The sequence below is a fragment of the Haliea sp. genome (assembly GCF_040221975.1).
In the GTDB taxonomy this organism is placed as follows: domain Bacteria; phylum Pseudomonadota; class Gammaproteobacteria; order Pseudomonadales; family Halieaceae; genus Haliea.
Map to the genome: position 1 here is coordinate 64318 of NZ_JAVJWR010000026.1, position 21391 is coordinate 85708.

Genomic DNA, 21391 nt, shown 5'->3' on the forward strand with positions numbered 1-21391 from the left:
AGATAATGCGACGGGGGTGGCAATGCAAGGCCGCAAGGCTGGGTTTAAGTTGTGGATAAGGTGTTGGTGAAAAGGTAGGTCTGTGCCCACTTACCCCAGAGGCCGCGACAGAGTTGGACCGGTCTCGGGAGGTGGGCCATGAGGGGGGGGCTCCCGGGTGCATCGAATAATTTATTCTAAGAATCCGGGACGCTAGATGCCGTGGTTATTAGTGCCCCTGCAGCAGGAATTCCAGCAAGGCTTTCTGCGCGTGCAGCCGGTTTTCCGCCTCGTCCCAGATGACCGTGTCGGCCGCGTCCATCAGGCCGGCGCTGATCTCCTCGCCGCGGTGGGCGGGAAGGCAGTGCATGTAGAGGGCATCGCTGGCCGCATGCGCCAGCAGCGCTTCGTTCACCTGGTAGGGAGCGAACTGGCGCGCGCGGGTTTTCTGTTCCGCCTCCTGGCCCATGGACGCCCAGACGTCGGTGACCACCAGGTCTGCCCCGCGCACGGCTGCCAGCGGGTCGTGGCTGAGCTGCACCCGGTCGCGATTGGCCGCCAGCAGCTCCGGCCTGGGTTCGAAACCGGGCGGGCAGGCAATGTGCAGCTGGAAGTCGAACTGGCGGGCGGCGTTGATGTAGGACTGACACATGTTGTTGCCGTCCCCGACCCAGCAGGCGGTCTTGCCCGCCACCGGACCGCGGTGCTCGGTCCAGGTCTGCATGTCCGCCAGCAGCTGGCAGGGATGGAAGTCGTCGGTGAGCGCGTTGATTACCGGCACCGAGGAATGCTCGGCAAAGCGCTCGACAATATCGTGGCCAAAGGTCCGGATCATCACGATGTCGACCATGGAGGAGATCACCCGGGCGCTGTCCTCGATCGGCTCGCCGCGGCCGAGCTGGGTGTCCTGCGGGGACAGGAACATGGCGTGCCCGCCCAGCTGGGCCATGCCGGCTTCGAAGGACACCCGTGTGCGGGTGGAGGACTTGGCGAAAATCATCCCCAGCACCTTGCCCTGGAAGCGGCGCTGGTTCTGGCCTTCGCGGTGTGCGCGCTTCATTTCCGAAGCCCGTGCGATCAGCCCCTGCAGCTCGGCCGGAGTGAAATCGAGAAGAGTGAGAAAGTGCCGGGGTGAAGCCATGGGATGTTCCTGCGGAAAAGTGCCGGGACCTCAGTCGAAGTCCCGGATCAGGGTTACAAGGCCTGCGGCCAGTTCGTCGAGCTCCGCATCGCTGCAGATCAGTGGTGGCAGCAGGCGGATGGTGTGGCCGGCGGTGACGTTGATCAGCAGTCCCGCCGCCAGAGCCCGGGCCACCAGCTCGCCGCAGTCGCGGTGCAGCTGCACGCCGAGCATCAGGCCGCGGCCGCGGATTTCCACCAGCCCCGGGTAGTCCGCGAGGCCGTCCTGCAGGTGCTGGCGCAGTCGGGCACCGGCGGCGGTGGCGCGCGCCGCGAGTTGCTCGTTGACGACCGTGTTGACGACTGCCAGGCCCGCAGCACAGGCCAGCGGGTTGCCGCCGTAGGTGGAGCCGTGGTTGCCAGCGGTGAAAACCGTTGCCGCGGGGCCCCGCGCCAGGCAGGCGCCAATCGGGACGCCGTTGCCCAGGCCCTTGGCGGTGGTGATCACGTCTGCCACCACGCCCATGCCCTGGCAGGCGAAGTAGTCTCCGGCCCGCCCGTTGCCGCACTGCACCTCATCCAGCATCAGCAGCCACTGCTGCTGGTCGCAGAGTGCGCGCAGGCCCTGCATGAACTCCGGCTCCGCCTCCCGGATTCCGCCCTCGCCCTGGATGGGCTCGACCAGCACCGCGACCACATCGGGATTGTTGGCCGCGATCTGCCGCACCGCCTCCAGGTCGTTCAGGGGGGCGCGGGTGAAGCCGCTGACCAGAGGCTCGAACCCGGCCTGGATCTTGCGGTTGCCGGTGGCGCTCAGGGTGGCCAGGGTGCGGCCGTGGAAGGCATTCTCGAATACGATGACGGTGGGCTTGTCGATGCTGCGCTGGTGGCCGTAGAGCCGCGCCAGCTTGATCGCGGCCTCGTTGGCCTCGGCGCCGGAATTGCAGAAAAACGCCGTCTCCATGCCGGACACCGCGGTAAGCGCAGTCGCCAGTTCTTCCTGGGCGGCGATGTGGTACAGGTTGGAGGTATGCAGCAGGCGCCCGGACTGTTCGCGGATCGCCGCGGTCACCGCCGGATGGGCGTGGCCCAGGTTGGTCACACTGATGCCGCAGAGCGCGTCGAGGTAGCGACGACCGTCGGTGTCGAACAGGTAGACGCCCTCGCCGTGACTGAAGGTCACGGGTAGCCTGGCATAGGTTTGCATCAATGCGGACACCGGTACGCTCTCCCTGGTGCAACAGCCCGGATAGCGGGCCCTGAAACGCAAAAAGGCAGCGCAAGCTGCCTGGTGGACCTTGGATAATAGCGGCATCTCTGGCGCTTGGCAATCTGCGCTGCGAGGCCTGTTGGTAGCAAATAGATCTGTCCGGTTTTTATAGCACATGAGTTGTCCGCTTTTGGTTAGCCCCGGGGGGGGCCAGGCCGCGAAGCGGGTTACGCGGCTTTCTTCTTGCCTCTCTGGGCCAGGTTTGTCTCAGTGACAGCATCCTCAAGCAGGACCCCGTGGGCATCATAGCGAGCCAGACAGCGAGGCCCATGGAAGATAGATAGGGTGCCGTCTGGATACTCGTGAACCGAGACCTTGACCTTCACAAAGTGACAGCGGTGCCGGTGCGCGGGAATCTGCAGCGTCTGTCCCTTCCAAGCAACGCAGTTGTCCGATCGGACCGTGCGCGGTTCATGAATACACAGAATTTCTTTGAGATCGACCCCCAACAACGGCACAAAGGCACTGCCCGTCTCCGGTGCCGGCACCGTAAATCGCTCATTGAAACGGGGCCAGAAGCGTTCCTTCAGAAACCGGTTCGCCGCAGACATCTCGGTAATGCCGGCCAGGGCCAGCTCCTGCGGTAAGCGCCCCTGCAGTGTCCCGAACAAACGCTCACTTCGCCCCCTGGCCTGCGGCGAATAGGAGGGAATCATGTCGATGCCCAACTGCGCCATGGCTCGTCCGAACTGGGTCTGTCGGGTTTTGTCCACAGGGCCACCTTCCTTCGGGGTATGCCAGTAGTGAGAGCCCCGATCACTGTAAAAGCTGGAGAATAGCCCCTTGGTCTCCAAGGTCTCCATGACGCCCTGAAGGCTGGATAACGTGCCCTCTTGATCCACAAAGAACCCTGAATAGACCGTGCTGGTCGCGTCATCCATGGTGACAATCAGGTCCCAGACCTGGCCTGGTACCCAGGCATGCGTGGAGCCGTCCTGGTGGATCATCATGCCCTCCAGGGGCTTGCGGGGACGCTCCTGGCGGTGAGGGCCCTTCTGCTTGCCCCGTTTGACAAGCTGGGCGGACTGTAGTGTCTTCTTGACCCAGGTGTAAGAGCGATGCCCTGCGTGGTCGTCGCGGTAGCGTTCGTAGAAGTGCTGCACGTTCCACCCTTCGTACGTGGTTCTGTACAGCGCCTCCAATCTCACCACCTCATCGACGGGTGCCCTGCGGTGGGACACTTCCTCAATGCGGCGATCTAGCAGGCCCTCCATCCCAGCCTCCTCGTAGCGGTCAATGTAACGCCGGAATGTTCGTTCACAGACCCCCAGCAACTGGGCGGCCTCCTCTTGGGTCAGGCGACGATCCTGCCAACTCGTATAAGCTTCTTCGAAGCGCATAATCCGTATCTCCTGTAGCACCTGTGACCGGTTCATGCAGCTCATTCCTTCGCTGGATAGAACCGGACAGTTTATGTGCTATGAGACCGGACAGATTATGTGTCACTAACATCTGCGCTGCGAGGCCCGGACCGGGGGTCGCGCTGACCCGCACCCGGTGGATAGGGTAGAATGGGTGCGGTGAAGACCCATCCTCAACCGGAGCCTGCACCTTGATTCGATCCGTTCCCTGCCTGCTCATCCTGCTTGCGACCATCACTGCCACTGACGCGAACGCCAGTTATGGCTACTACGTGGGCAAGAACCTGACCGCGGACGGCAGCGTGCTACTGGGCGGCACCGGCGAGGAGCCGTCCAGTCACTGGCTGGATATCGTCCCGCGGCGAAGCCACGCCGCCGATGCCACGATCACCGTCGGCGCAACAGCGTCGGCTTCGCTGCCGGCGCAGTTGAGCGAAATTCCGCAGGTTCGCGAGACCTTTCGCTACATCACCATGAACTACACGAGCTACGCCGGCTTTCCCGCGCCCCTCACCAATGGCGGCCTCAATGAACACCAGGTCGCCATTCGCGATATCTGGTCGCCGTCGCGGCCGGAACTGGTAGAGATGACGCCGCCAGGCCAGACCGGGCCCAACTACAGCGATCTGGCGCGGATTGCGCTGGAACGCGCCGAGACGGCACGGCAGGCGGTGGCAATTATCGGCGCCCTGATCGACAGGCACGGCTACACCACCTACGGCGGCAACTCGCACCTGATCGCCGATGCGAACGAGGGCTGGGTGATGCTGCAATTCGCCGGCGGGCAGGGGCTCTGGGTGGCGGAGCGGCTGGGTCCCGATGACGTCCGGGTCAGTTACCCCGGCTACATCGGTAACGTTCCGGCGGACTATCGCGACAATGATGACTGGATGGGGTCACCCAACCTCATCGCTTTCGCTGTCGAGCAGGGCTGGTATGCACCGGACTCCGGTCGGCCCTTTGACGTCGACGAAGTCTACGGCCTTGGCGGGGGCATGCGTCATCCGGGCACCAAGTACGTGTCGCCGCGGATGATCGAGGAGGAGCTGCGGGCGCTGGCGCCGGTGACCGTCGGGGAAATGATGGCCATGGTCCGCGATCCGCGGATTGCCGATGATCACGCCGGCTACGGCCAGGTGGCACATCTGCGCGCCGACCTGCCCCATCCGGACCTGGGGCTGCTCTGGGTCGCCCCTACCGGGTCGGTGACGGCCCCCTTTGTACCCTGGTGGACTGGCACCCTGGAGGTGCCCCCGGAGTACGGCCAGCACCGTTATCTGACCGAGGGTTCGGGACCGAACTTCATCAACCCGGACTTCCAGTTGCGTGAGGCCACGGAGTTCGCCGGCCGGGTGTTCAAGCGCCTGCTGTACTACACCTGTGCCTTCCCTGAAGAACAGCTCGAGCGTGTTCAGGGTACCTTGACAGCATTCGAGGACACCATCCGCGCGGGCCTGCCCGCTGTCGAACGCGCGGCTGCCCTCGCCTATGCTGCCGGCGAGCCCGATATCGCCCGGGCAATTCTCACCCGGGAAAGCCACGCTCGTGCGGCCGAGGCCCTGGCCATCGGCCGCGACCTGGTGGCCGGCATCGGCACCGAGGTGCGGCTGCGGCACGGCATTCCACCGGCACCACCGGCGGGCACCATCAATGATGGCGGTGACACGGTCAGTTGTCTGGTCGGCGCCGATCCCGATCGGGTGCCATCGAGTCGAGTGGCAGATTGATGGGAACGCCAGTGGCGCTGGACCCCCGCGTCCGCAAGGGGGTCGAACTCCAGCGCCGGGGTGAGGTCGCGGCGGCGGCGCGGATCTACAGGGGCATTCTCGAGCAGGAACCGGAGCACTGGCAGGCGCTACACTACCTGGGTCTGGCCGAGTTGCAGCAGGGCAGGTTGAAGGAGGCCGACAGCCTGCTGTCCCGGTCGGTCGCCATTGAGCCGCGCAACGCCAATGCCTGGAGCGACCTGGGCAGTGTCCGGGTCAAGGCTGATGCACCCCAGGACGCAGTGGAGCCTTTCTCCAGGGCGCTGCAGCTGGCGCCGGAGCATCCCGACGCCCTCAACAACATGGCCCAGGCCCTGCGCCAGTTGAGCCGCTTTGACCAGGCTCGGCCACTGCTGGAAAAACTGGTGACACTGCGGTCGGGGCAGCCGGGGCCGCTGCGAGCGCTCGCCGACGTACAGACCAAGAGCGGTGATGTGGCGGCGGCGATCGAGACCTTCCAGGAGGCCCTGAAGCTCGATCCGGACGACCCGCGCATCCGCCTCGGCCTGGGGGACGCGTGCGAGTCTGCTGGCCGCTTCCGCCAGGCGCGCATGCAGTACCTCGCCATCCTGCGTCGGGAGCCGGAGAGTCCGCTGGCGCTGTCCCGGCTGCTGCAGATGCGCGAGGGCGAGGTCGCCCCGCAATGGTTGGAGACGGCACAGCGAATGGCCGCTGATCCGGCAACGCCGGAGGACGGTCGCGTGCGGCTGAACATTGCCCTGGGTTATCATGCAGACCGCGCTGGCGAGTACCGCGAGGCTTTCCGGCATTTGCAGCGCGGCTATGACGTCCAGGCCGCACGCCACCCCTTCGACAGCGACGGTTACAGTCGCGCCATCGACCGGCTGATCAACACCCTGGACCGGTCATTTTATGCGGGAGCTGCCGATTCCGGCCTCGCATCGGAGCGTCCGGTCTTCGTGGTCGGCATGCCCCGCTCCGGGACCACGCTCAGCGAACAGATCCTGGCGAGCCACTCCCGGGTCGCTGCCGGCGGCGAGATGTCGATGCTGCTGAAAGTGAGCTATCAGATCGGTGAGCTTTCTCGTTCCGGTGAACCTTACCCGGAGGGCCTGCTGACCACCGGGCGCGTGTCCCTGCGGCGCATGGGCCGGCGTTACCTGGAGCAGCTGGACAAGGTCTCCACCGGCGCCGACCGCATTACCGACAAGTTGCCGTTCAACTTCATGCACCTGGGCGTGATCGCACTGCTGTTTCCCGGCGCGAAGGTGGTGCACTGCCAGCGTCACCCTTTGGACAACTGCCTGTCCTGCTACTTCACCAGCTTCGCCGACCAGATCCACTTTGCCAATCGACTCGACACTCTGGGACGGTACTATCTGGATTATCACCGACTGATGCAGCACTGGCAGGAGGTGTTGCCGATAGAGATCCTGAACCTGCCCTACGAAGCCATGGTGGCAGACACGGAGGCTCAGGTAGGAAGGCTGCTGGCCCACTGCGGTCTGGAATGGGAAGACGCCTGCCTGGACTTTCATCGCACCGAGCGCGGGGTGCGCACGCCCAGTCGCTGGCAGGTCCGACAGCCGATCTATCGCGGCTCAGTCCAGCGCTGGCGCAATTACGAGGAAGAGCTGGAGCCGCTGCGAAAGATCCTGGCGCCGATACTGCCTGCCGGGGACGCTGCCTGAGCGGCCCCGGGCAGGCTGATCCATCAGTCGAGGCGGCAGTTCACATAGGGGCCGTGGCGGGTGCCGATTTCCCGCGTGTCCACGGGAACCTTCGAATCCTCCAGCAGCCGGTGCCGGGCCTCGATGCTGCCGAGCAGGGCGTCACCCAGCTCCAGCGCCGCCCGGGCCCGGGATGACGAATAGTCGTCTATCACGCCTCGCGCCATCTCGGGTTCCCCAGCCCTGAACAGCGCCAGCGAGCGCGCCTCAATGGCAACTGCCTGCTCGATGCTGTGGTTCTCGAACGCCGTCAGCGCCTCGGTAACCTCGGGCAGGAATCGCTCCGGGGCATCGCAGGTGTAGTACATCAAGCGCTTGAACAGGCGCCCTGCAAACCGGGATGCCTCCTGAATCGCGAATTCCGGACGGACGAAGGTCGAGGCCTGCCCCTTGGTCAGGTAGCGATGCTTGCCGAACTCCGGCAGCACTTCGGATCCGGCAATCCAGTAGGGAACAAAGGGTGCTGTCACCGAGCCGGTAGGCGCCACCCAGAGCATCTTCAGCTCCGGATGCGGATCCTGCCGACGGATGTGGGCTACCTGCCCGTACCCTGCCGCGTCGGACGAGATCAGCGGATCGCGCACAGCATCCATCATCTGCCGCAGGGTGACACCGCCACTCTGCGCCTGCTGGTGCAGCCGCTGCTCGATGATGCGAACGCCGTCGGAGCGACCTTGGCCATTGCCGTACACCGCATTGGCATCAAAGGGCTTGCCGGACTCCGGGTCCCACCAGCCCTGCTCTGTGGCGAAGGAGATGAAGTTGTCCGACCCCATCCAGTCGTCGCGCTCGCGAAAATCCAGCGGTACTTCGTGAATATAGCCGGGATAGGACATGCGCACCTCATCGGGACCCAGACGCTGCGCGATCCACAGACCCTGGCCACCGGCGAAGTTGAGTACCACCCATCCTTCTTTCGCGTCCGCAAACAGGTGCGAATTGCCGCCGTAGGTGGAGTAGCCGTACTCGTCCATGAGTGCACCGATGATCGCCACCGCCTCGCGGGCACTGGTAGCACGTTCCATGGCGATGCGGGAAAGATCCGAATAGTTGGGGCCGTGCTGGGGTTCCGGGGTCATCGCGGCCAGTTCGGGTCGCGAGGGAGCCCAGATGTCGCGCGCGGCGACGCCGTGCTCGTTGAGGCCGCCGTTGGTCAACGGCGGCGGGAAACCTTCGTAATCGGTGTAGTTCATCGTGATGTATTTCGCGGTCCGGGGGGCCTGCGGAATCTCGATGAACTCGCCCGGGTAGTTGGCGCGCTCGTCAACGCCAACGGAGATCGTGGTGCCCTCGGGGTGCGTCCGCGCGGGAACGATCTCCAGCCAGTGACTGGAGACCTCCTCGCCGGTGCCGCCGAGCAGCACACTGCCATCGGCCGTAAGATCGCGCCCGACATAGATCCCGTAGCTGGCACCCGCCGGAACGGCGAACCCCAGTGCCAGGATCAGGCAGAAACCCGATCGAACGGTCCGTATCATGCTTACCGGGCGCATCATTCGAAGATGTAGCGCATGCCCACGGTCATGCGCTGCTGGTCAATGAACATGATGCCGTAGCCCGGGTTGCCCTGCTTGGCCACCAGGATGTCCTCGTCGAACACGTTGTTGAAATTCGCGTAGAACTCGAAATTCTCCAGCCGGCCTGAACGCGGCGCGTAAGAGGCGTGCAGGTCAACGCGCTCGTGGGCGCCGTCCTCCAGGGCACCGAAGCGGCCGACGTTGGTGGGGCCGTCGATGAAGCTGTAGTCGCCGCTGATCTTGAGCGTGGCGCCAATGCGCAGTCCTGCCATGGAACCCTCAAGGAACTCGTAGGTGGTGATGATGGCGCCGGAATGTTCCGGGGTGGTCCGTGGCGGCGCCGAGCCACTGTTGGGGTCGACGATATCGATGTCGGACCAGGCGTAATTTGCGGACACGTTCCAGCCCGGCAGGATTTCGCCGATGATCTCGGCCTCGAAACCGGTAGCCTCCTGCAGACCTTCCAGTACCGTACTGCCGAAACCGCCAAAGGAGCCGAGGAAGGCGCTGGAAACCTGGATATTGGTGATCTCGTAGTCGTACAACGCCAGCGAGGTTGCGACCGCACCGTCGAACATCTCGGTCTTGAGGCCGATTTCGTGTTGCTCCATCTGCTGGGGTGCGCTGACCGTGTTGCCGTCGGCATCATTGAAGGTCTGCGGCTCGAAACCCTCGCTGTAGCTGTAGTACACCCTGGCGTCGTCGATAAAGCCCAGGTTGTCGACAATGTCGTAGGTGGCACCGAAACGGTATACCTCTTCCTCGAAGCCCACTCGGGTCACTTCCGGTGGATTGTTCACGACCCCGGAGTTGATTGGCACGGTGGTGCTGCTGTTGTTCTTCTGATAGAGCACCCCGAGCATCAGCTGCAGGCGTTCCGTCGGGTTGAGCAGCACCTGCGCACTCAGCAACAGGTCTTCCGTTTCGTCGAGCAGGACCTGGCGAACACCGAATATCTCCTCGCGATTGCCCGCGATCGGATTGAACTCGGAGCCGTCGGCAAAGCGCGGTTGACCGTCGTAGCCGTCGCCGTACATGTCAATGGTACCGAAGCCCTGGAATGCGGAGTTCAGCAGCTGGAAACGGTCCGGCTCCTGATTGTCGCTGTATTCCACCGCGAGGAAGAATTCGTGATTCTTGTCGAACAGGTCGAAATCGCCACCCAGTGACTGGCGCAGCGTGAGTTCCTCGCCGTCACGCTCAACATCGTAGGTGTAGATGTAGATCTCATCGTCGCCCAGCGAGTACGCGCCAAAGGGGCCGAAGGGATAGAAATAGGAGAGGTCTTCATCGTATTTGTTCCAGGCCAGCTGGGTGGTGGAGTTCCAGCCACTGGCGAGCTGGTGTTCGAGCTCGATGATGCCGAACTGCATGTCCAGCGTTTCCTTGGACTGGTCCGGATGCGAGAAGTACCACTGTTCGGGATCCGTATCGGGCATGGCCAGCGTGCCATCCGGGTTTTCGACCAGGGCACCGCCATCCCAAGGGTCCATGTTGCGTTCCTGATGGAAATGGGTCACCCGCAGGGTTGTCATCGGCGTGATGTCCCAGGCCACTGAGCCCATCACCATGAACTGGTAGTTGGGAAAGTCTTCGCCATCGATGTCGAGCGGCAGGTCATATTCGCCGTATTTGGCCACCAGGCGCCCGGAGACGGTGCCTGCGTCGTTGAGCGGGCCACCAAAATCAACGGAGTAATTCTGCGTGTCATAACTGCCGAATTCGACGCCGACCTCTGCTCGTGGGGTGCGCAGTGGTTTCTTCAGTATCGAGTTGATTTCACCGCCGAACGAGCCGGTAACACCGTAGAGGACGGTCGCCGGGCCGCGAACGATCTCCAGGCGCTCGGCAGCGTAGGAGTCAATCGAGGTCAGATCGTTACCGAGGAGAATGTTGTTCACGCGATGGGTGCCGTTGAAAATCCCCCGCATCACGATCTGCTCGAAGCCGAAGCCGAAACCGGATCGCTGCACGCCGGGGACCATATCGGTGGCCTCGTAGGCGGATTTGGCATTGATGGTGTTCATCATTTCCGGGGTAATCACCGTGACCGACTGAGGTGTGTCAATCAGTGCCATGTTCAGGCCGGTAGCGGAGTTCTGCTCTTCCGGGCGAAATTTGCGTGCGACGCCGCGGACAACAATCTCTTCAAGGGCGCGGCCCTGGTTGGCCTGCTGCACCGGTTCCTGGGCGGACACCCCGCTGCTGACAGTGCTGGCGGAGATGAGCGCGGTGGAAGTGAGTAGGGATTGAAAATAGCGGCTGCGTATACTCGATTGACTGGACATGGTGTGAAAACCCTTTGCTGCGGAATAAAAAAACACAATATGGTCGACAGGCGCCGTTTTCTGTCTCGGCGTCTCGAAGGCGGCTTGTCAGCTGAAAAATCCTGCCGTGTTTCGCGCGGGCTCTGTGGCCGCAAATAGAAATGCGAATACGACATGTGAATGTCATATTGATTTTTTTCTTCGCGAATGGGCACAGTCTACCTTATGCGAGGCGCGAGAGCCAATTCGCCGCGTGTCCGGCCACTGCTATACTGCGCGGCGAACCCACAAGCCAGCTGGAAAACACCATGGAGCCCGCTCGAATCATTGCCGAACAGGTGCACGGACTGAGTCACGAATATCGGATCGAACTCGACCCGAAGCGCGTCCGCGCGGCCATTGATGAACGCCTGCGTCGGTCCGGGCGCAAACTGGCAGTGCCGGGTTTTCGGCCCGGCCGCGCGCCCCTGTCGGTTTTGCGTACCCATCACGGCAAGCGGCTGCGCGCGGGTGTCGTCGATCACCTGGCAATCAGCGTCACCCGGGGCCTGATAGTGGAGCGGGGCCTCTCTCCCCGCTCCCGTCCATCGATACGAATCGACAATGAAGCCCCGGAAACGTTCCTGCTCAAGGTCGATGTAGTCCCCGAGATCGAGCTGGGAGAGATGCCGGAAATCAGCATACATCGACTCCAGACCAGCGTTGGCGACAACGAAAGCGCCGTGCTTTCCGCGGAACACGTCCGGCGCCAGCTGTTCGATGCACTGATCGCTCACTACCGATTTCCGGTGCCGGAGGAAATGGTCGCCGCCGAGCACGCCCGGGTCGTCGCCGGCTATCGCGACGCAGTGGGCGAGGAACCGGATCCGGCGACTGATCAGGAGCTTGCGATCATTGCCGAGCGCCGGATCCGGCTGGCTCTGCTGCTGTCGGAGATTGCCCATCGCAACAGTATCGAGGTGCCCCGGGCAGAGGTCGAGCAGCTGGTGGAACGTGTCGCCGACGGCGACCCCGAACACGAAGACGAGATCATCGACTACTATCTGGATCACCCGACCGCGATGGCTGAACTGCAGTCACCGCTGCTGGAAGAAAGAGTGGTCCGGTTCCTTCTCGAGCGCTGTCGCATAACCGATGAAACGGTGGCAGCGGACCGCCTTCGGGCGCTGGTCCTGGGCGCAGCCGCAGACGTCTCGTGAGCATTGTGCCGGGTCGCCGAGCACTACAGCAGGAGGCGTCGCGGCAGCCTCACGATCCGGCCATCCACGAGCGCCTGGCCCGGATTCTGCTGGCGGAGCAGGACCTGGCAGCACTGTCGGCCTTGCAGGTTCTTCTGGATGACAGGTTCGCCGGGCATCCCTTCACCCATCTGGTGGCCGGTCATGCGAGCAAGGCGCGGGGTGATGTCGACGCAGCGCTGCGGCGCTATCGTCGGGCCCTGTCCCTGCAGCCAGACTCGGGCGAGGCGCTGTACAACCTGGTGGACCTGGATGACACCCGGGTCAGTGAAGCCGAGCAGCGTCACATTGCCGAGCTGACGGGACGCAGGGAGCTGCCTGCGGCGGACCGCATCAACATTCATTTTGCCAGGGCCCGATTGCTTGAGCGGTCAGGGGCTGCGGACGCTGCTTTCAGTCACTACCGGGCCGCCAACGACCTGGCCCGGGCGACGCTGGCCGAACACGGCATCCGGCACGATGCGGAGGCCGCCGAACGGCAGCTGGAAGCGGACCTGGGCAACTGGCAACCCGGTGTGTTCGAGGCTCCGCTGCCACCTTCCGGGATCGACCTGACTCCGGTATTCGTGATCGGACTGCCGCGCTCGGGGACCACGTTGGTGGAGCAGATACTCGCCTCCCACCCGCAGGCGTGCGCCGGCGGCGAGCTGACCCTGGGGCCCGAGGTAGAACATGCCTGCCGCCAGCGACTGGGCCTCGGTCCGGGGGATCCGCTGCCCGCGGCTGCAGATTCAAGACTGCGGGCAGAGCTGGAGCGCGCCCGGGAACGCTATCTGGACGGGTTGTTCGAACGCGGGCTTGACGCCCGCTGGGTCGTGGACAAGCTGCCGGCCAACGCGCGAATTGCCGGTTTTCTGCGGCTGCTCTTCCCGGGCGCCCCCATCGTCCACTGCCGGCGCGACCCCCGGGCCCTGGCCTGGTCACTCTACACCGCGAACTTCGCCGCCCATGAGGCCTGGTATCACGACCTGGACGCCATGGCCGGTGTTTTCCGGCGCCACAACCGATTGCTGGCGCACTGGCGGGTGGTGCTGCCGCCGCCGTTCACGGAGATCACTTACGAGGCACTGGTGCGGGCACCCGGGTCGAGGATTCCCGAGCTGCTCGCCGCCTGCGAAATCCCCTTCGACCCGGCGGTGCTGAAGCCCGAGGCCCTTGAGCGTCCAGTTTTTACCGCCAGTCACGCCCAGGTGCGGCAAGCGATACACAGCAATGCCATTGCGCGCTGGCGACCACATGAGCGGCATCTCGGGCAGTTCGATCCGCAGTAGCGGGCCCCGCGGTCGCCAGCAACACCAAAAGCATGGGCTGCCCCGGGTTCCACCACCGGAAATGGCACCTGCCCCTGTGTTTTGTCTCCGAATCAGTTAAACTTTGTGGCACATTTCTGGTCCTACGACCCACCACGATCAAGGCCGAATACTCCATGGATATTATCGACACCATCAAAGAACAGATCGCAAACAACAGCATTCTGCTGTACATGAAAGGCTCGCCCAACCAGCCCCAGTGTGGCTTCTCCGCCCAGACGGTACAGGCGCTGATGGCTTGCGGGGAGCGCTTTGCCTACGTCGACATTCTCGCGAATCCGGATATTCGCGCCAACCTGCCAAAGTACGCCAACTGGCCGACCTTTCCCCAGCTGTGGATCAACGGCGAGCTGATTGGAGGCTGCGATATCGTCAACGAGATGTTCGAGAGTGGCGAGTTGCAGACGCTGGTAAAGGAAGCGGCTGCCGCACAGAGCACGAGCTGACAGCAGCCCCGCTGACGGCAGCCCCACGGTGGGCTGCCTGTCAGTCCTGTCAGTCAGGCTTGACCGTGTGCATTGCGGTCTGCAGGTAATTCTCAAGGCCGATCCTCTCGATCAGGCCCAGCTGCGTTTCCAGCCAGTCGATGTGCTCTTCCTCGCCTGCCAGAATATCCGCCAACAAGTCCCTGGAGGCATAATCGCCTACCGCCTCGCAGTGAGCGATAGCTTCCTTGAGGTCCTTGTGCCCCAGGTGTTCCAGCTTCAGATCGCAGCGCAGGGCTTCCGCCGTGTTTTCCCCGATCAGGAGCTTGCCCAGATCCTGCAGGTTGGGCAGTCCTTCCAAAAACAGGATGCGCTGGATGAGCCGGTCAGCGTGCTTCATCTCGTCGATGGACTCGTGGTACTCGTGATCGGCCAGTTCCTGCAGGCCCCAGTCGCGGTACATGCGGGAGTGCAGGAAGTACTGGTTGATCGCAACGAGCTCGTTGCCGAGGATCTTGTTGAGGTGTTCGATTACCTGGGGGTCGCCTTTCACGTTGAATCTCCGCGGAAACAGGGGAACTGGGGTTGGGAGCTTGCAGGGATCGCGCGACCGGGTCAACCACCGATACTGCGCGAAGGTCCGGACAGTGTCAGCTGGCGGCGTAGAACAGGGCCTGTTCCGGGGGCTGTTCAAGCAATGATTCGTGCAGTACGTCCGCGGCAAGCGCGCTGCACTTGCCGCAGCGGCTGGCGACGCCGAGGCAGTCGCGCAATTCATCAACCGAGCTTACGCCCTCGTGGGCAGCCGCTCGAATCTGATGGTCGGTAATTCCCTTGCAGACACATACATACATACGCTGTTCACCTGCGACTGAAACTGCCTGCCAGACTAATGCTAATGAGAATTGTTGTCAACAAGCGGCGTGCCGTGATTACTGGTCTGCGGGCAGATCCAGCAGTTGCTGCAGCCGGTACTCCACCAGCGGCAAGCGGTCATTGCCGAAGTACATGTCATCGCGCTGGATGAACAGGGTGGGAGAGCCATAGCCTCCCCGCGCCACCAACTCGTCTGTGTTTGCCCGCAGTCGATCCTTGTAGGCCTGGTCAGTGGTCGCTGCCAGCAGGGCGTCGGGGTTGAGGCCAACCCCGGCGGCAATGTCCGCCAGCACCTCGGGCCGGGAAATGTCCCGGTTCTCCCCCCAGTAGGCTGCAAACACCGCTTCCGACCAGGGCACCAGCAGGTCCTGGTCCCCGGCATACAGCGCTCCGCGCATCGCCCGCGCCGAGTTGACCGGGAATACATCCGGATGGTTGATGCGCAGGCCGCAGAATTCGGCCCAGTCTGCCAGGTCTTTCTGGTAGTGCCGGAGACGCCGGGGATTATTGAACATCCCTTCCCGGGCGGCATAAAGGTCCTGATTGACCGCATTGAAAACGCCACCGACCAGGATCGGACGCCAGTGCACGGGCACGTCGAGCCGCGCGCTCAGTGGCTGGAGGCGGTGGAACGCGAGGTAGGTCCAGGGGCTGGAACAGTCGTAGAAGCATTCGAGCAGGGGTGGGGGGTGCATGGCGGCTCCGGTGTTTTGATCCAGAGTAGCACACGTCCGGCGGCCTTCAGGTATAATCGTGCTTTGTCCTGGGTCCGGTAAGCGGTAATGAGTGTTGAGCAGTACATGCAGGAGTTGGGCCGCGCTGCCCGCGCCGCGTCCCGGCAGGTTGCGGCTGCGCCTACGGCGCAGCGCAATGCTGCCCTGCTGGCCACCTGTGCCGCGCTGGACGAGTCGCGTGAGGCGCTGGCGGCAGCCAATGCCGAAGACCTTGCCCGCGGCCGTGAACGGGGCCTTGACGCGGCCCTGCTGGACCGCCTGCAACTGACGCCTGCTGCCATTGACGCCATGCTGGCCGGTCTGCGTCAGGTTGCGGCCCTGGCGGACCCGGTGGGCCGCATCAGTGACGTCAACACCATGCCCAGCGGCATTCAGGTGGGGCGCATGCGGGTACCACTCGGGGTGATCGGTATCATCTATGAGTCCCGTCCCAATGTGACGGTGGAAGCGGCCAGCCTGTGCCTGAAGTCGGGCAATGCCACCATCCTGCGTGGCGGCTCCGAGGCCCTGGCCTCCAATGCGGCCATCGCCGCCTGCATCACCCGGGGGCTGGAGTCCGCCGGCCTGCCCGCCACCGCGGTACAGGTGGTGACTACCGCTGATCGCGCCGCGGTTGGGGCGATGATTGCCATGCCCGAGTATGTCGATGTCATCGTCCCCCGCGGCGGCAAGGGCCTGATCGAGCGCATCAGCCGGGATGCCCGGGTGCCGGTGATCAAGCACCTGGATGGTGTCTGCCACGTCTATATAGACGCTGGTGCCGACCACACCATGGCACTGGAGATTGCGCTCAACGCCAAGACCCAGCGCTACGGCACCTGCAATACCATGGAAACCCTGCTGGTGGCGGCGGCCGAAGCCGGCAGTTTGCTGCCGCAGCTGGCGGCGGCGTTCGCGTCCAGGGGGGTCGAGCTGCGCGGCTGTGAGCGCAGCCGGGAATTGCTGCCGGCGATCACCGCGGCCACGGAACAGGACTGGCATGAGGAATACCTGGCGCCAGTGCTGGCATTGCGGGTGGTGGACGACCTGGATGCGGCCATTGCCCACATCAACCACTATGGTTCGCAGCATACCGACAGCATCGTGACCCGGGATCACGCCAGCGCCATGCGGTTTCTGCGGGAGGTCGATTCCAGCTCGGTGATGGTCAATGCTTCCACCCGTTTCGCCGACGGCTTCGAGTACGGTCTCGGGGCGGAGATCGGCATTTCCACGGACAAGCTTCACGCCCGCGGCCCGGTGGGCCTGGAGGGCCTGACCTCCCAGAAGTATGTTGTCTTTGGCGAGGGGCAGGTTCGCCGTTGACTGCGACCGCGGCCAACGCCAGCCCCGTGGCCGTCCTTGGCGGCACCTTCAACCCCATACACAACGGCCACCTGCGCTCGGCGCTGGAACTGGTGGAGTTGCTGGGTCTCGAACGCCTGCACCTGATGCCCTGTGCCAACCCGCCGCATCGGCAGGCGCCCGCCTGTGCCGCGGAGCAGAGGGCCGACATGGTCGAGTTGGCAGTGGCGGGAGAGCCGCGGCTGATCTGCGATCGGCGCGAACTGGCGCGCAGTGGCCCATCCTGGACAGTCGACAGCCTGGCGGGTTTGCGGGTCGAATACGGCCCCGAGCGCAGTTTGGGCCTGGTGATGGGCTGCGACGCGCTGCTGGGCCTGGAGCGCTGGCATCGCTGGCAGGCGCTGCTGGACTATGCGCACATCATCGTCATAGCGCGTCCGGGCTGGCATCTACCCGGGGCCGGGGCGGTGGCCGAATGGCTGGCGCGACACCGGATGACGGATGCCAGTGCGCTGCGGGCACAGGCCGCAGGTGGCATACTGGTGCTGGAATTGCGCCCCCTGGCGATTTCCTCTACCGAGATCCGGGCCCTCTGCGGCGAGCGGCGGTCCGCGCGCTACCTGCTGCCAGAGCCCGTACTGGACTATATTGAAACCCATCAGCTGTACCGCTGACGATAAACGATCAACTGGAGAGAACCCGACCGGATGCAAGCCGAAGCCCTGAAAGAACTAGTTGTTGCAGCCCTTGAAGAGATCAAGGGCGTCAACATCGTAACCCTTGACGTCCGCCAGCTGACCGATGTCATGGACTACCTGGTAATAGCCAGCGGCACCTCCAACCGACACGTGAAGTCGCTGGCTGACAATGTCTGCATGGCAGCCAAAAAGGAAGGCGTGCGCCCTCTGGGCGTCGAGGGTGAGAACCCCGGCGAGTGGGTGCTGGTGGACTTTGGCGATGTGGTGGCGCATGTCATGCTGCCGGCGACCCGCGATTTCTATGACCTGGAGCGGCTCTGGGTCGATATCCGACAGGAGTCCTGATGCGGCTGACGGTGATCACCGTTGGCGGCAAAATGCCGGCGTGGGTGGACGCAGGCGTGGCCGAATACAGCAAGCGCCTGCCGCGGGAGATCCGCCTGCAGTGGCGCGAACTGCCACTCGCCCGTCGCGGCCGGGACAGCAAACCGGAAGCGCTGCGGGAGCGGGAGGGCGAGCAGATCATCAGGGCGGTGCCCGCCGGCGACCAGGTCGTCGCCCTCGATGTTCGCGGCGACAACTGGAGCACGGAGCAGCTGGCACAGCGGCTCGCGAACTGGCAGATGTCCGGCGACAATGTCAGCCTGCTGATCGGCGGTCCCGACGGTCTTTCTGGCGCCTGCCTGGCGCTGGCCCGACAGCGCTGGTCCCTGAGTGCGCTGACCCTGCCGCACCCGCTGGTACGGGTGTTGCTGGCGGAACAGCTCTATCGCGCTTGGACAATCACTGCCGGGCACCCGTATCATCGCCCCTGAGGCGCGCCCCCAGATCGGTAACCGCGCAAGCGACAGGACTTCATGCCACAGCACATCCCTCTCAAGGACCCCAGCGGCGACATCCGGATATTCGCCGCCCGTACGGTGGTCTCCGTGCTGGTGGTGCTGGCCCTGCTGGCCTCGATTCTGGCGCGTTACTATGACCTGCAGATCAACGACTACGAGATTTACCGCACCCAGTCCGAGCGCAACCGGGTGCAACTGCAGCCCCTGCCGCCCAAGCGCGGCCTGATTTTCGACCGCAATGGCGTGTTGCTGGCGGACAACCGGCCCAGCCATATTCTCTCCATCGTCCGCGAACGGGTCGATGACCTCGACGCCACCCTGGCGCAACTGCAGGCCCTGGTGCCGATATCCGAGGCCGACCTTGAGAATTTCCAGCTCAAATTGCAGCGACGTCGGCCCTATGAGGCTGTGCCGCTGCGGTTCCGGCTGACGGAAGAGGAAAGAGCGCTGCTGGCGGTGAACCGGCACCGCATGCCCGGTGTCACAGTGGATGCGCAGTTGGTGCGCCACTATCCGCACGGCGAGTTGTTCTCCCACGCGGTGGGCTATGTCGGGCGGATCAATGAGCAGGAGGCGCAGGAGCTGGACGAGCGTAACTACCGCGGCACCTTTCACGTTGGCAAGGTCGGTGTGGAGAAATTCTACGAAGACCTGCTGCACGGCGAAGTCGGGTACCAGAACGTGGAGACCAATGCCCATGGCCGGGTGCTGAGGGTACTGGAGCGGTTCGACCCGGTGCCCGGGGGCGATATCAGCCTGCACCTCGATTTCAAGCTGCAGCAGACCGCCTTCGAGGCCCTGGGTGAGCAGCGCGGCGCGGTGGTGGCCATCGACCCCCTGACGGGCGGCGTGCTGGCGCTGGTGTCCAGGCCGGGCTTCGACACCAACCTGTTCGTCAACGGCATCAGCGGCACCGACTACAGCGCATTGCGCGATTCCCCGGATGTGCCCCTGTTCAACCGTGCGGTGCAGGGCCAGTATCCTCCGGGCTCTACCATCAAGCCGATGATGGCCATGGCCGGCCTGGAGTCCGGGCTGGTAACGCCGGAAAGCACTGTACCCGATCCGGGCTGGTACAGCCTGCCGGGAGACTCGCGCCGCTACCGGGACTGGATCCTGAAAATTCGCGGTACCGGGCACGCCCCGCGGGTCGACCTGCACATGGCGGTCGCGGAGTCCTGCGACGTGTACTTCTACGACCTGGCGAGGCGTCTGACTATCGACGGCATGCACGAGCACCTTTCTGGCTACGGGCTGGGGACCCGTACTGGTGTCGATACCACCAACGAGCGCGCCGGCGTGCTGCCTTCTACCCACTGGAAGCGGGACGCCCTGAACCAGCCCTGGTACCCGGGCGAGACCCTGAGTGCCGGCATCGGCCAGGGCTACATGCTGGCGACGCCGATGCAACTGGCGACTGCCACGACGGTGCTGGCGACCCGGGGCCAGCGGCGGGCACCACGCCTGATCCGCTCCATCGGCGGTGCACCACAGGAGGCGCCGCTGCTGGGAACCATGGAGGCCGCCCCCGAGCACTGGGACGCGGTGCACGAATCCATGCGCGCTGTGGTGCACAGCGCCCGCGGCACTGCGCGCAAGATCGGGGAAGGAATGCGCTATGAAATGGCCAGCAAGACCGGTACCTCGCAGGTGATCGGCATCGCCCAGGGCGCGATCTATGTCGAGGCGGAAGTCGCCGAGCGCCATCGCAACCACGGCCTGTTCATAGCCTTTGCCCCCTATGAAGCGCCGACCATCGCGGTCGCGGTCATTGTCGAGAATGGCGGCGGTGCCTCCGCGGCGTCGCCCATCGCCCGCGCCGTACTCGATGCCTGGCTGGTGCCGGATGACGGGGTTGTCGATGGGTGACTACGTGCGCCGGCTGGAGTTACCCGGGGACAGCAGCGATCTGTCCCGCCGCACCCCTCTCGCCCTGCGCCTGCATATCGATATCCCGCTGCTGCTGTTGTTGCTGGCGCTGACCGGTTTTGGCCTGGTGGTGCTCTACAGCGCCTCCGGGAAGCAGCTGGGCGCGGTCGTCCGCCAGGGCCAGTATTTTCTGCTGGCCTATGGCGTGATGTTTGCTGCTGCCCAGGTCGATTTGCAGCGTTACCAGCGGTGGACGCCCTGGTTGTACCCGCTGGGTGTGGCCCTGCTGGTCGCGGTGATGTTTGTCGGCGTGGGGGCCAAGGGCGCGCAGCGCTGGCTGGAAGTGGCAGGATTCCGGTTCCAGCCCTCGGAGATCCTGAAGCTGGTGATGCCGCTGACGGTGGCCTGGTATCTCGCCTCGCGGCCCCTGCCACCGCGGTTCAAGTATGTGCTGGCCTGCCTGGTGCTGGTGGGCCTGCCCTCGGCCCTGATCCTGTTGCAGCCGGACCTGGGAACTGCCCTGCTGATTGCCGCCAGCGGCCTGTTCGTGCTGTTCATGGCAGGGATTGGCTGGCGCTATCTGTTCGGTGCTGTAGTCCTGGCCGTGCTGTCCGCCTGGCCGGCCTGGATGTATGGGCTGAAGGACTACCAGAAGCAGCGTATCCTGACCCTGCTGAACCCGGAAAGTGACAAACTGGGCGCAGGCTGGAACATCATCCAGTCCAAGACCGCCATTGGCTCCGGTGGCTGGGAGGGCAAGGGCTGGCTCAATGGGACTCAGTCGCAGCTGGACTTCCTGCCCGAAAGTCACACCGACTTCATCATCGCTGTGCTGGCGGAAGAGTTCGGTCTGCGCGGGGTACTGGTATTGCTGGCGCTATACCTGCTGATCATCCTGCGCGGTTTCTGGATTGGCGTGAATGCAGGCAGCAACTTCGGGCGCATGGTTGCGGGCAGCCTGACGCTGACGTTTTTCGTCTACATCTTTGTTAACATGGGCATGGTTGCGGGCCTGCTGCCGGTGGTGGGAGTGCCACTGCCTCTGGTGAGTGCCGGTGGCACTTCGGTGGTTACCCTGATGGCGGGCTTCGGCGTGTTGATGGCAGTGGCTACAGCGGATACCGGCTCCCGCCGGTGAGAGGTGC

Annotated in this window: 19 protein-coding genes; 11 read left to right on the top strand and 8 right to left on the bottom strand. The window is 64.0% G+C overall.

What is annotated here, in order from left to right; all coding sequences use genetic code 11:
- Positions 1-208: 208 nt before the first annotated feature.
- The 3 genes from argF to RLO07_RS10460 all read right to left on the bottom strand — a co-directional run bounded on the left by argF (position 209) and on the right by RLO07_RS10460 (position 3708).
- Complete coding sequence (argF, locus tag RLO07_RS10450) at positions 209-1120, bottom strand: ornithine carbamoyltransferase (protein WP_462292084.1); 912 nt, start codon at positions 1118-1120, stop codon at positions 209-211.
- A gap of 30 nt (positions 1121-1150) precedes the next feature.
- Complete coding sequence (locus RLO07_RS10455) at positions 1151-2317, bottom strand: acetylornithine/succinylornithine family transaminase (RefSeq protein ID WP_462292085.1); 1167 nt, start codon at positions 2315-2317, stop codon at positions 1151-1153.
- 218 nt (positions 2318-2535) lie between these two features.
- The gene (locus RLO07_RS10460) at positions 2536-3708 is read right to left on the bottom strand and encodes an ISNCY family transposase (RefSeq protein ID WP_462292086.1); all 1173 of its coding nucleotides are present in this window, start codon (positions 3706-3708) and stop codon (positions 2536-2538) included.
- A gap of 212 nt (positions 3709-3920) precedes the next feature.
- Between RLO07_RS10460 and RLO07_RS10465 the strand changes: the two genes are divergently transcribed.
- Both RLO07_RS10465 and RLO07_RS10470 read left to right on the top strand, forming a co-directional pair.
- Positions 3921-5456, top strand: coding sequence for a C69 family dipeptidase (locus tag RLO07_RS10465; RefSeq protein WP_462292087.1), 1536 nt, complete (start codon positions 3921-3923; stop codon positions 5454-5456).
- An 11-nt stretch (positions 5457-5467) separates the two neighbouring features.
- Positions 5468-7147, top strand: coding sequence for a tetratricopeptide repeat-containing sulfotransferase family protein (locus RLO07_RS10470; protein ID WP_462292088.1), 1680 nt, complete (start codon positions 5468-5470; stop codon positions 7145-7147).
- Between the two features lie 23 nt (positions 7148-7170).
- Here RLO07_RS10470 and RLO07_RS10475 read toward each other — a convergent pair whose 3' ends face one another.
- Together RLO07_RS10475 and RLO07_RS10480 are read right to left on the bottom strand one after the other, a co-directional pair.
- The gene (locus tag RLO07_RS10475) at positions 7171-8664 is read right to left on the bottom strand and encodes a C69 family dipeptidase (protein WP_462292089.1); all 1494 of its coding nucleotides are present in this window, start codon (positions 8662-8664) and stop codon (positions 7171-7173) included.
- Positions 8665-8678: 14 nt separating this feature from the next.
- Positions 8679-10991, bottom strand: coding sequence for a TonB-dependent siderophore receptor (locus tag RLO07_RS10480; protein ID WP_462292090.1), 2313 nt, complete (start codon positions 10989-10991; stop codon positions 8679-8681).
- A 287-nt stretch (positions 10992-11278) separates the two neighbouring features.
- Here RLO07_RS10480 and RLO07_RS10485 point away from each other — a divergent pair, with 287 nt between their 5' ends.
- The 3 genes from RLO07_RS10485 to grxD all read left to right on the top strand — a co-directional run bounded on the left by RLO07_RS10485 (position 11279) and on the right by grxD (position 13964).
- On the top strand, positions 11279-12169 hold the full coding sequence (locus RLO07_RS10485; RefSeq protein ID WP_462292091.1) for a trigger factor: 891 nt from the start codon (positions 11279-11281) through the stop codon (positions 12167-12169).
- The gene (locus RLO07_RS10490) at positions 12166-13479 is read left to right on the top strand and encodes a tetratricopeptide repeat-containing sulfotransferase family protein (RefSeq protein ID WP_462292092.1); all 1314 of its coding nucleotides are present in this window, start codon (positions 12166-12168) and stop codon (positions 13477-13479) included. The genes RLO07_RS10485 and RLO07_RS10490 overlap by 4 nt, the downstream gene beginning before the upstream one ends.
- Positions 13480-13634: 155 nt before the next feature.
- A complete protein-coding gene (gene grxD, locus RLO07_RS10495; protein ID WP_462292093.1) occupies positions 13635-13964 on the top strand; it encodes a Grx4 family monothiol glutaredoxin in 330 nt (109 codons plus the stop codon).
- A gap of 49 nt (positions 13965-14013) precedes the next feature.
- Here grxD and bfr read toward each other — a convergent pair whose 3' ends face one another.
- From bfr to RLO07_RS10510, 3 genes are all read right to left on the bottom strand, one after another.
- Positions 14014-14496: a bacterioferritin gene (gene bfr / locus RLO07_RS10500; RefSeq protein WP_462292094.1), complete on the bottom strand. Its 483-nt coding sequence runs from the start codon at positions 14494-14496 to the stop codon at positions 14014-14016.
- Positions 14497-14593: 97 nt separating this feature from the next.
- Entirely contained in the window at positions 14594-14797 is a 204-nt protein-coding gene (locus RLO07_RS10505; protein ID WP_462292095.1) for a bacterioferritin-associated ferredoxin, read from the bottom strand.
- Positions 14798-14875: 78 nt separating this feature from the next.
- On the bottom strand, positions 14876-15514 hold the full coding sequence (locus RLO07_RS10510) for a DsbA family protein (RefSeq protein WP_462292096.1): 639 nt from the start codon (positions 15512-15514) through the stop codon (positions 14876-14878).
- An 87-nt stretch (positions 15515-15601) separates the two neighbouring features.
- Here RLO07_RS10510 and RLO07_RS10515 point away from each other — a divergent pair, with 87 nt between their 5' ends.
- Genes RLO07_RS10515 through rodA form a run of 6 tightly spaced genes read left to right on the top strand, consistent with a single transcriptional unit; the run spans position 15602 to position 21384 of the window.
- Positions 15602-16858, top strand: a complete 1257-nt coding sequence (locus tag RLO07_RS10515) for a glutamate-5-semialdehyde dehydrogenase (protein WP_462292097.1) — start codon at positions 15602-15604, stop codon at positions 16856-16858.
- On the top strand, positions 16855-17511 hold the full coding sequence (gene nadD / locus RLO07_RS10520; protein WP_462292098.1) for a nicotinate-nucleotide adenylyltransferase: 657 nt from the start codon (positions 16855-16857) through the stop codon (positions 17509-17511). Before RLO07_RS10515 ends, nadD begins: the two co-directional genes overlap by 4 nt.
- A 33-nt stretch (positions 17512-17544) precedes the next feature.
- Entirely contained in the window at positions 17545-17880 is a 336-nt protein-coding gene (rsfS, locus tag RLO07_RS10525) for a ribosome silencing factor (RefSeq protein ID WP_462292099.1), read from the top strand.
- Complete coding sequence (rlmH, locus tag RLO07_RS10530; RefSeq protein WP_462292100.1) at positions 17880-18350, top strand: 23S rRNA (pseudouridine(1915)-N(3))-methyltransferase RlmH; 471 nt, start codon at positions 17880-17882, stop codon at positions 18348-18350. The genes rsfS and rlmH overlap by 1 nt, the downstream gene beginning before the upstream one ends.
- A gap of 42 nt (positions 18351-18392) precedes the next feature.
- Positions 18393-20246 (top strand): penicillin-binding protein 2, encoded by a 1854-nt coding sequence (mrdA, locus tag RLO07_RS10535; protein WP_462292101.1) that lies wholly within the window; start codon positions 18393-18395, stop codon positions 20244-20246.
- Positions 20239-21384 carry a rod shape-determining protein RodA gene (gene rodA, locus RLO07_RS10540; RefSeq protein ID WP_462292144.1) on the top strand — a complete coding sequence of 382 codons (1146 nt, stop codon included), beginning with the start codon at positions 20239-20241 and terminating at the stop codon, positions 21382-21384. The genes mrdA and rodA overlap by 8 nt, the downstream gene beginning before the upstream one ends.
- Positions 21385-21391: the final 7 nt, after the last annotated feature.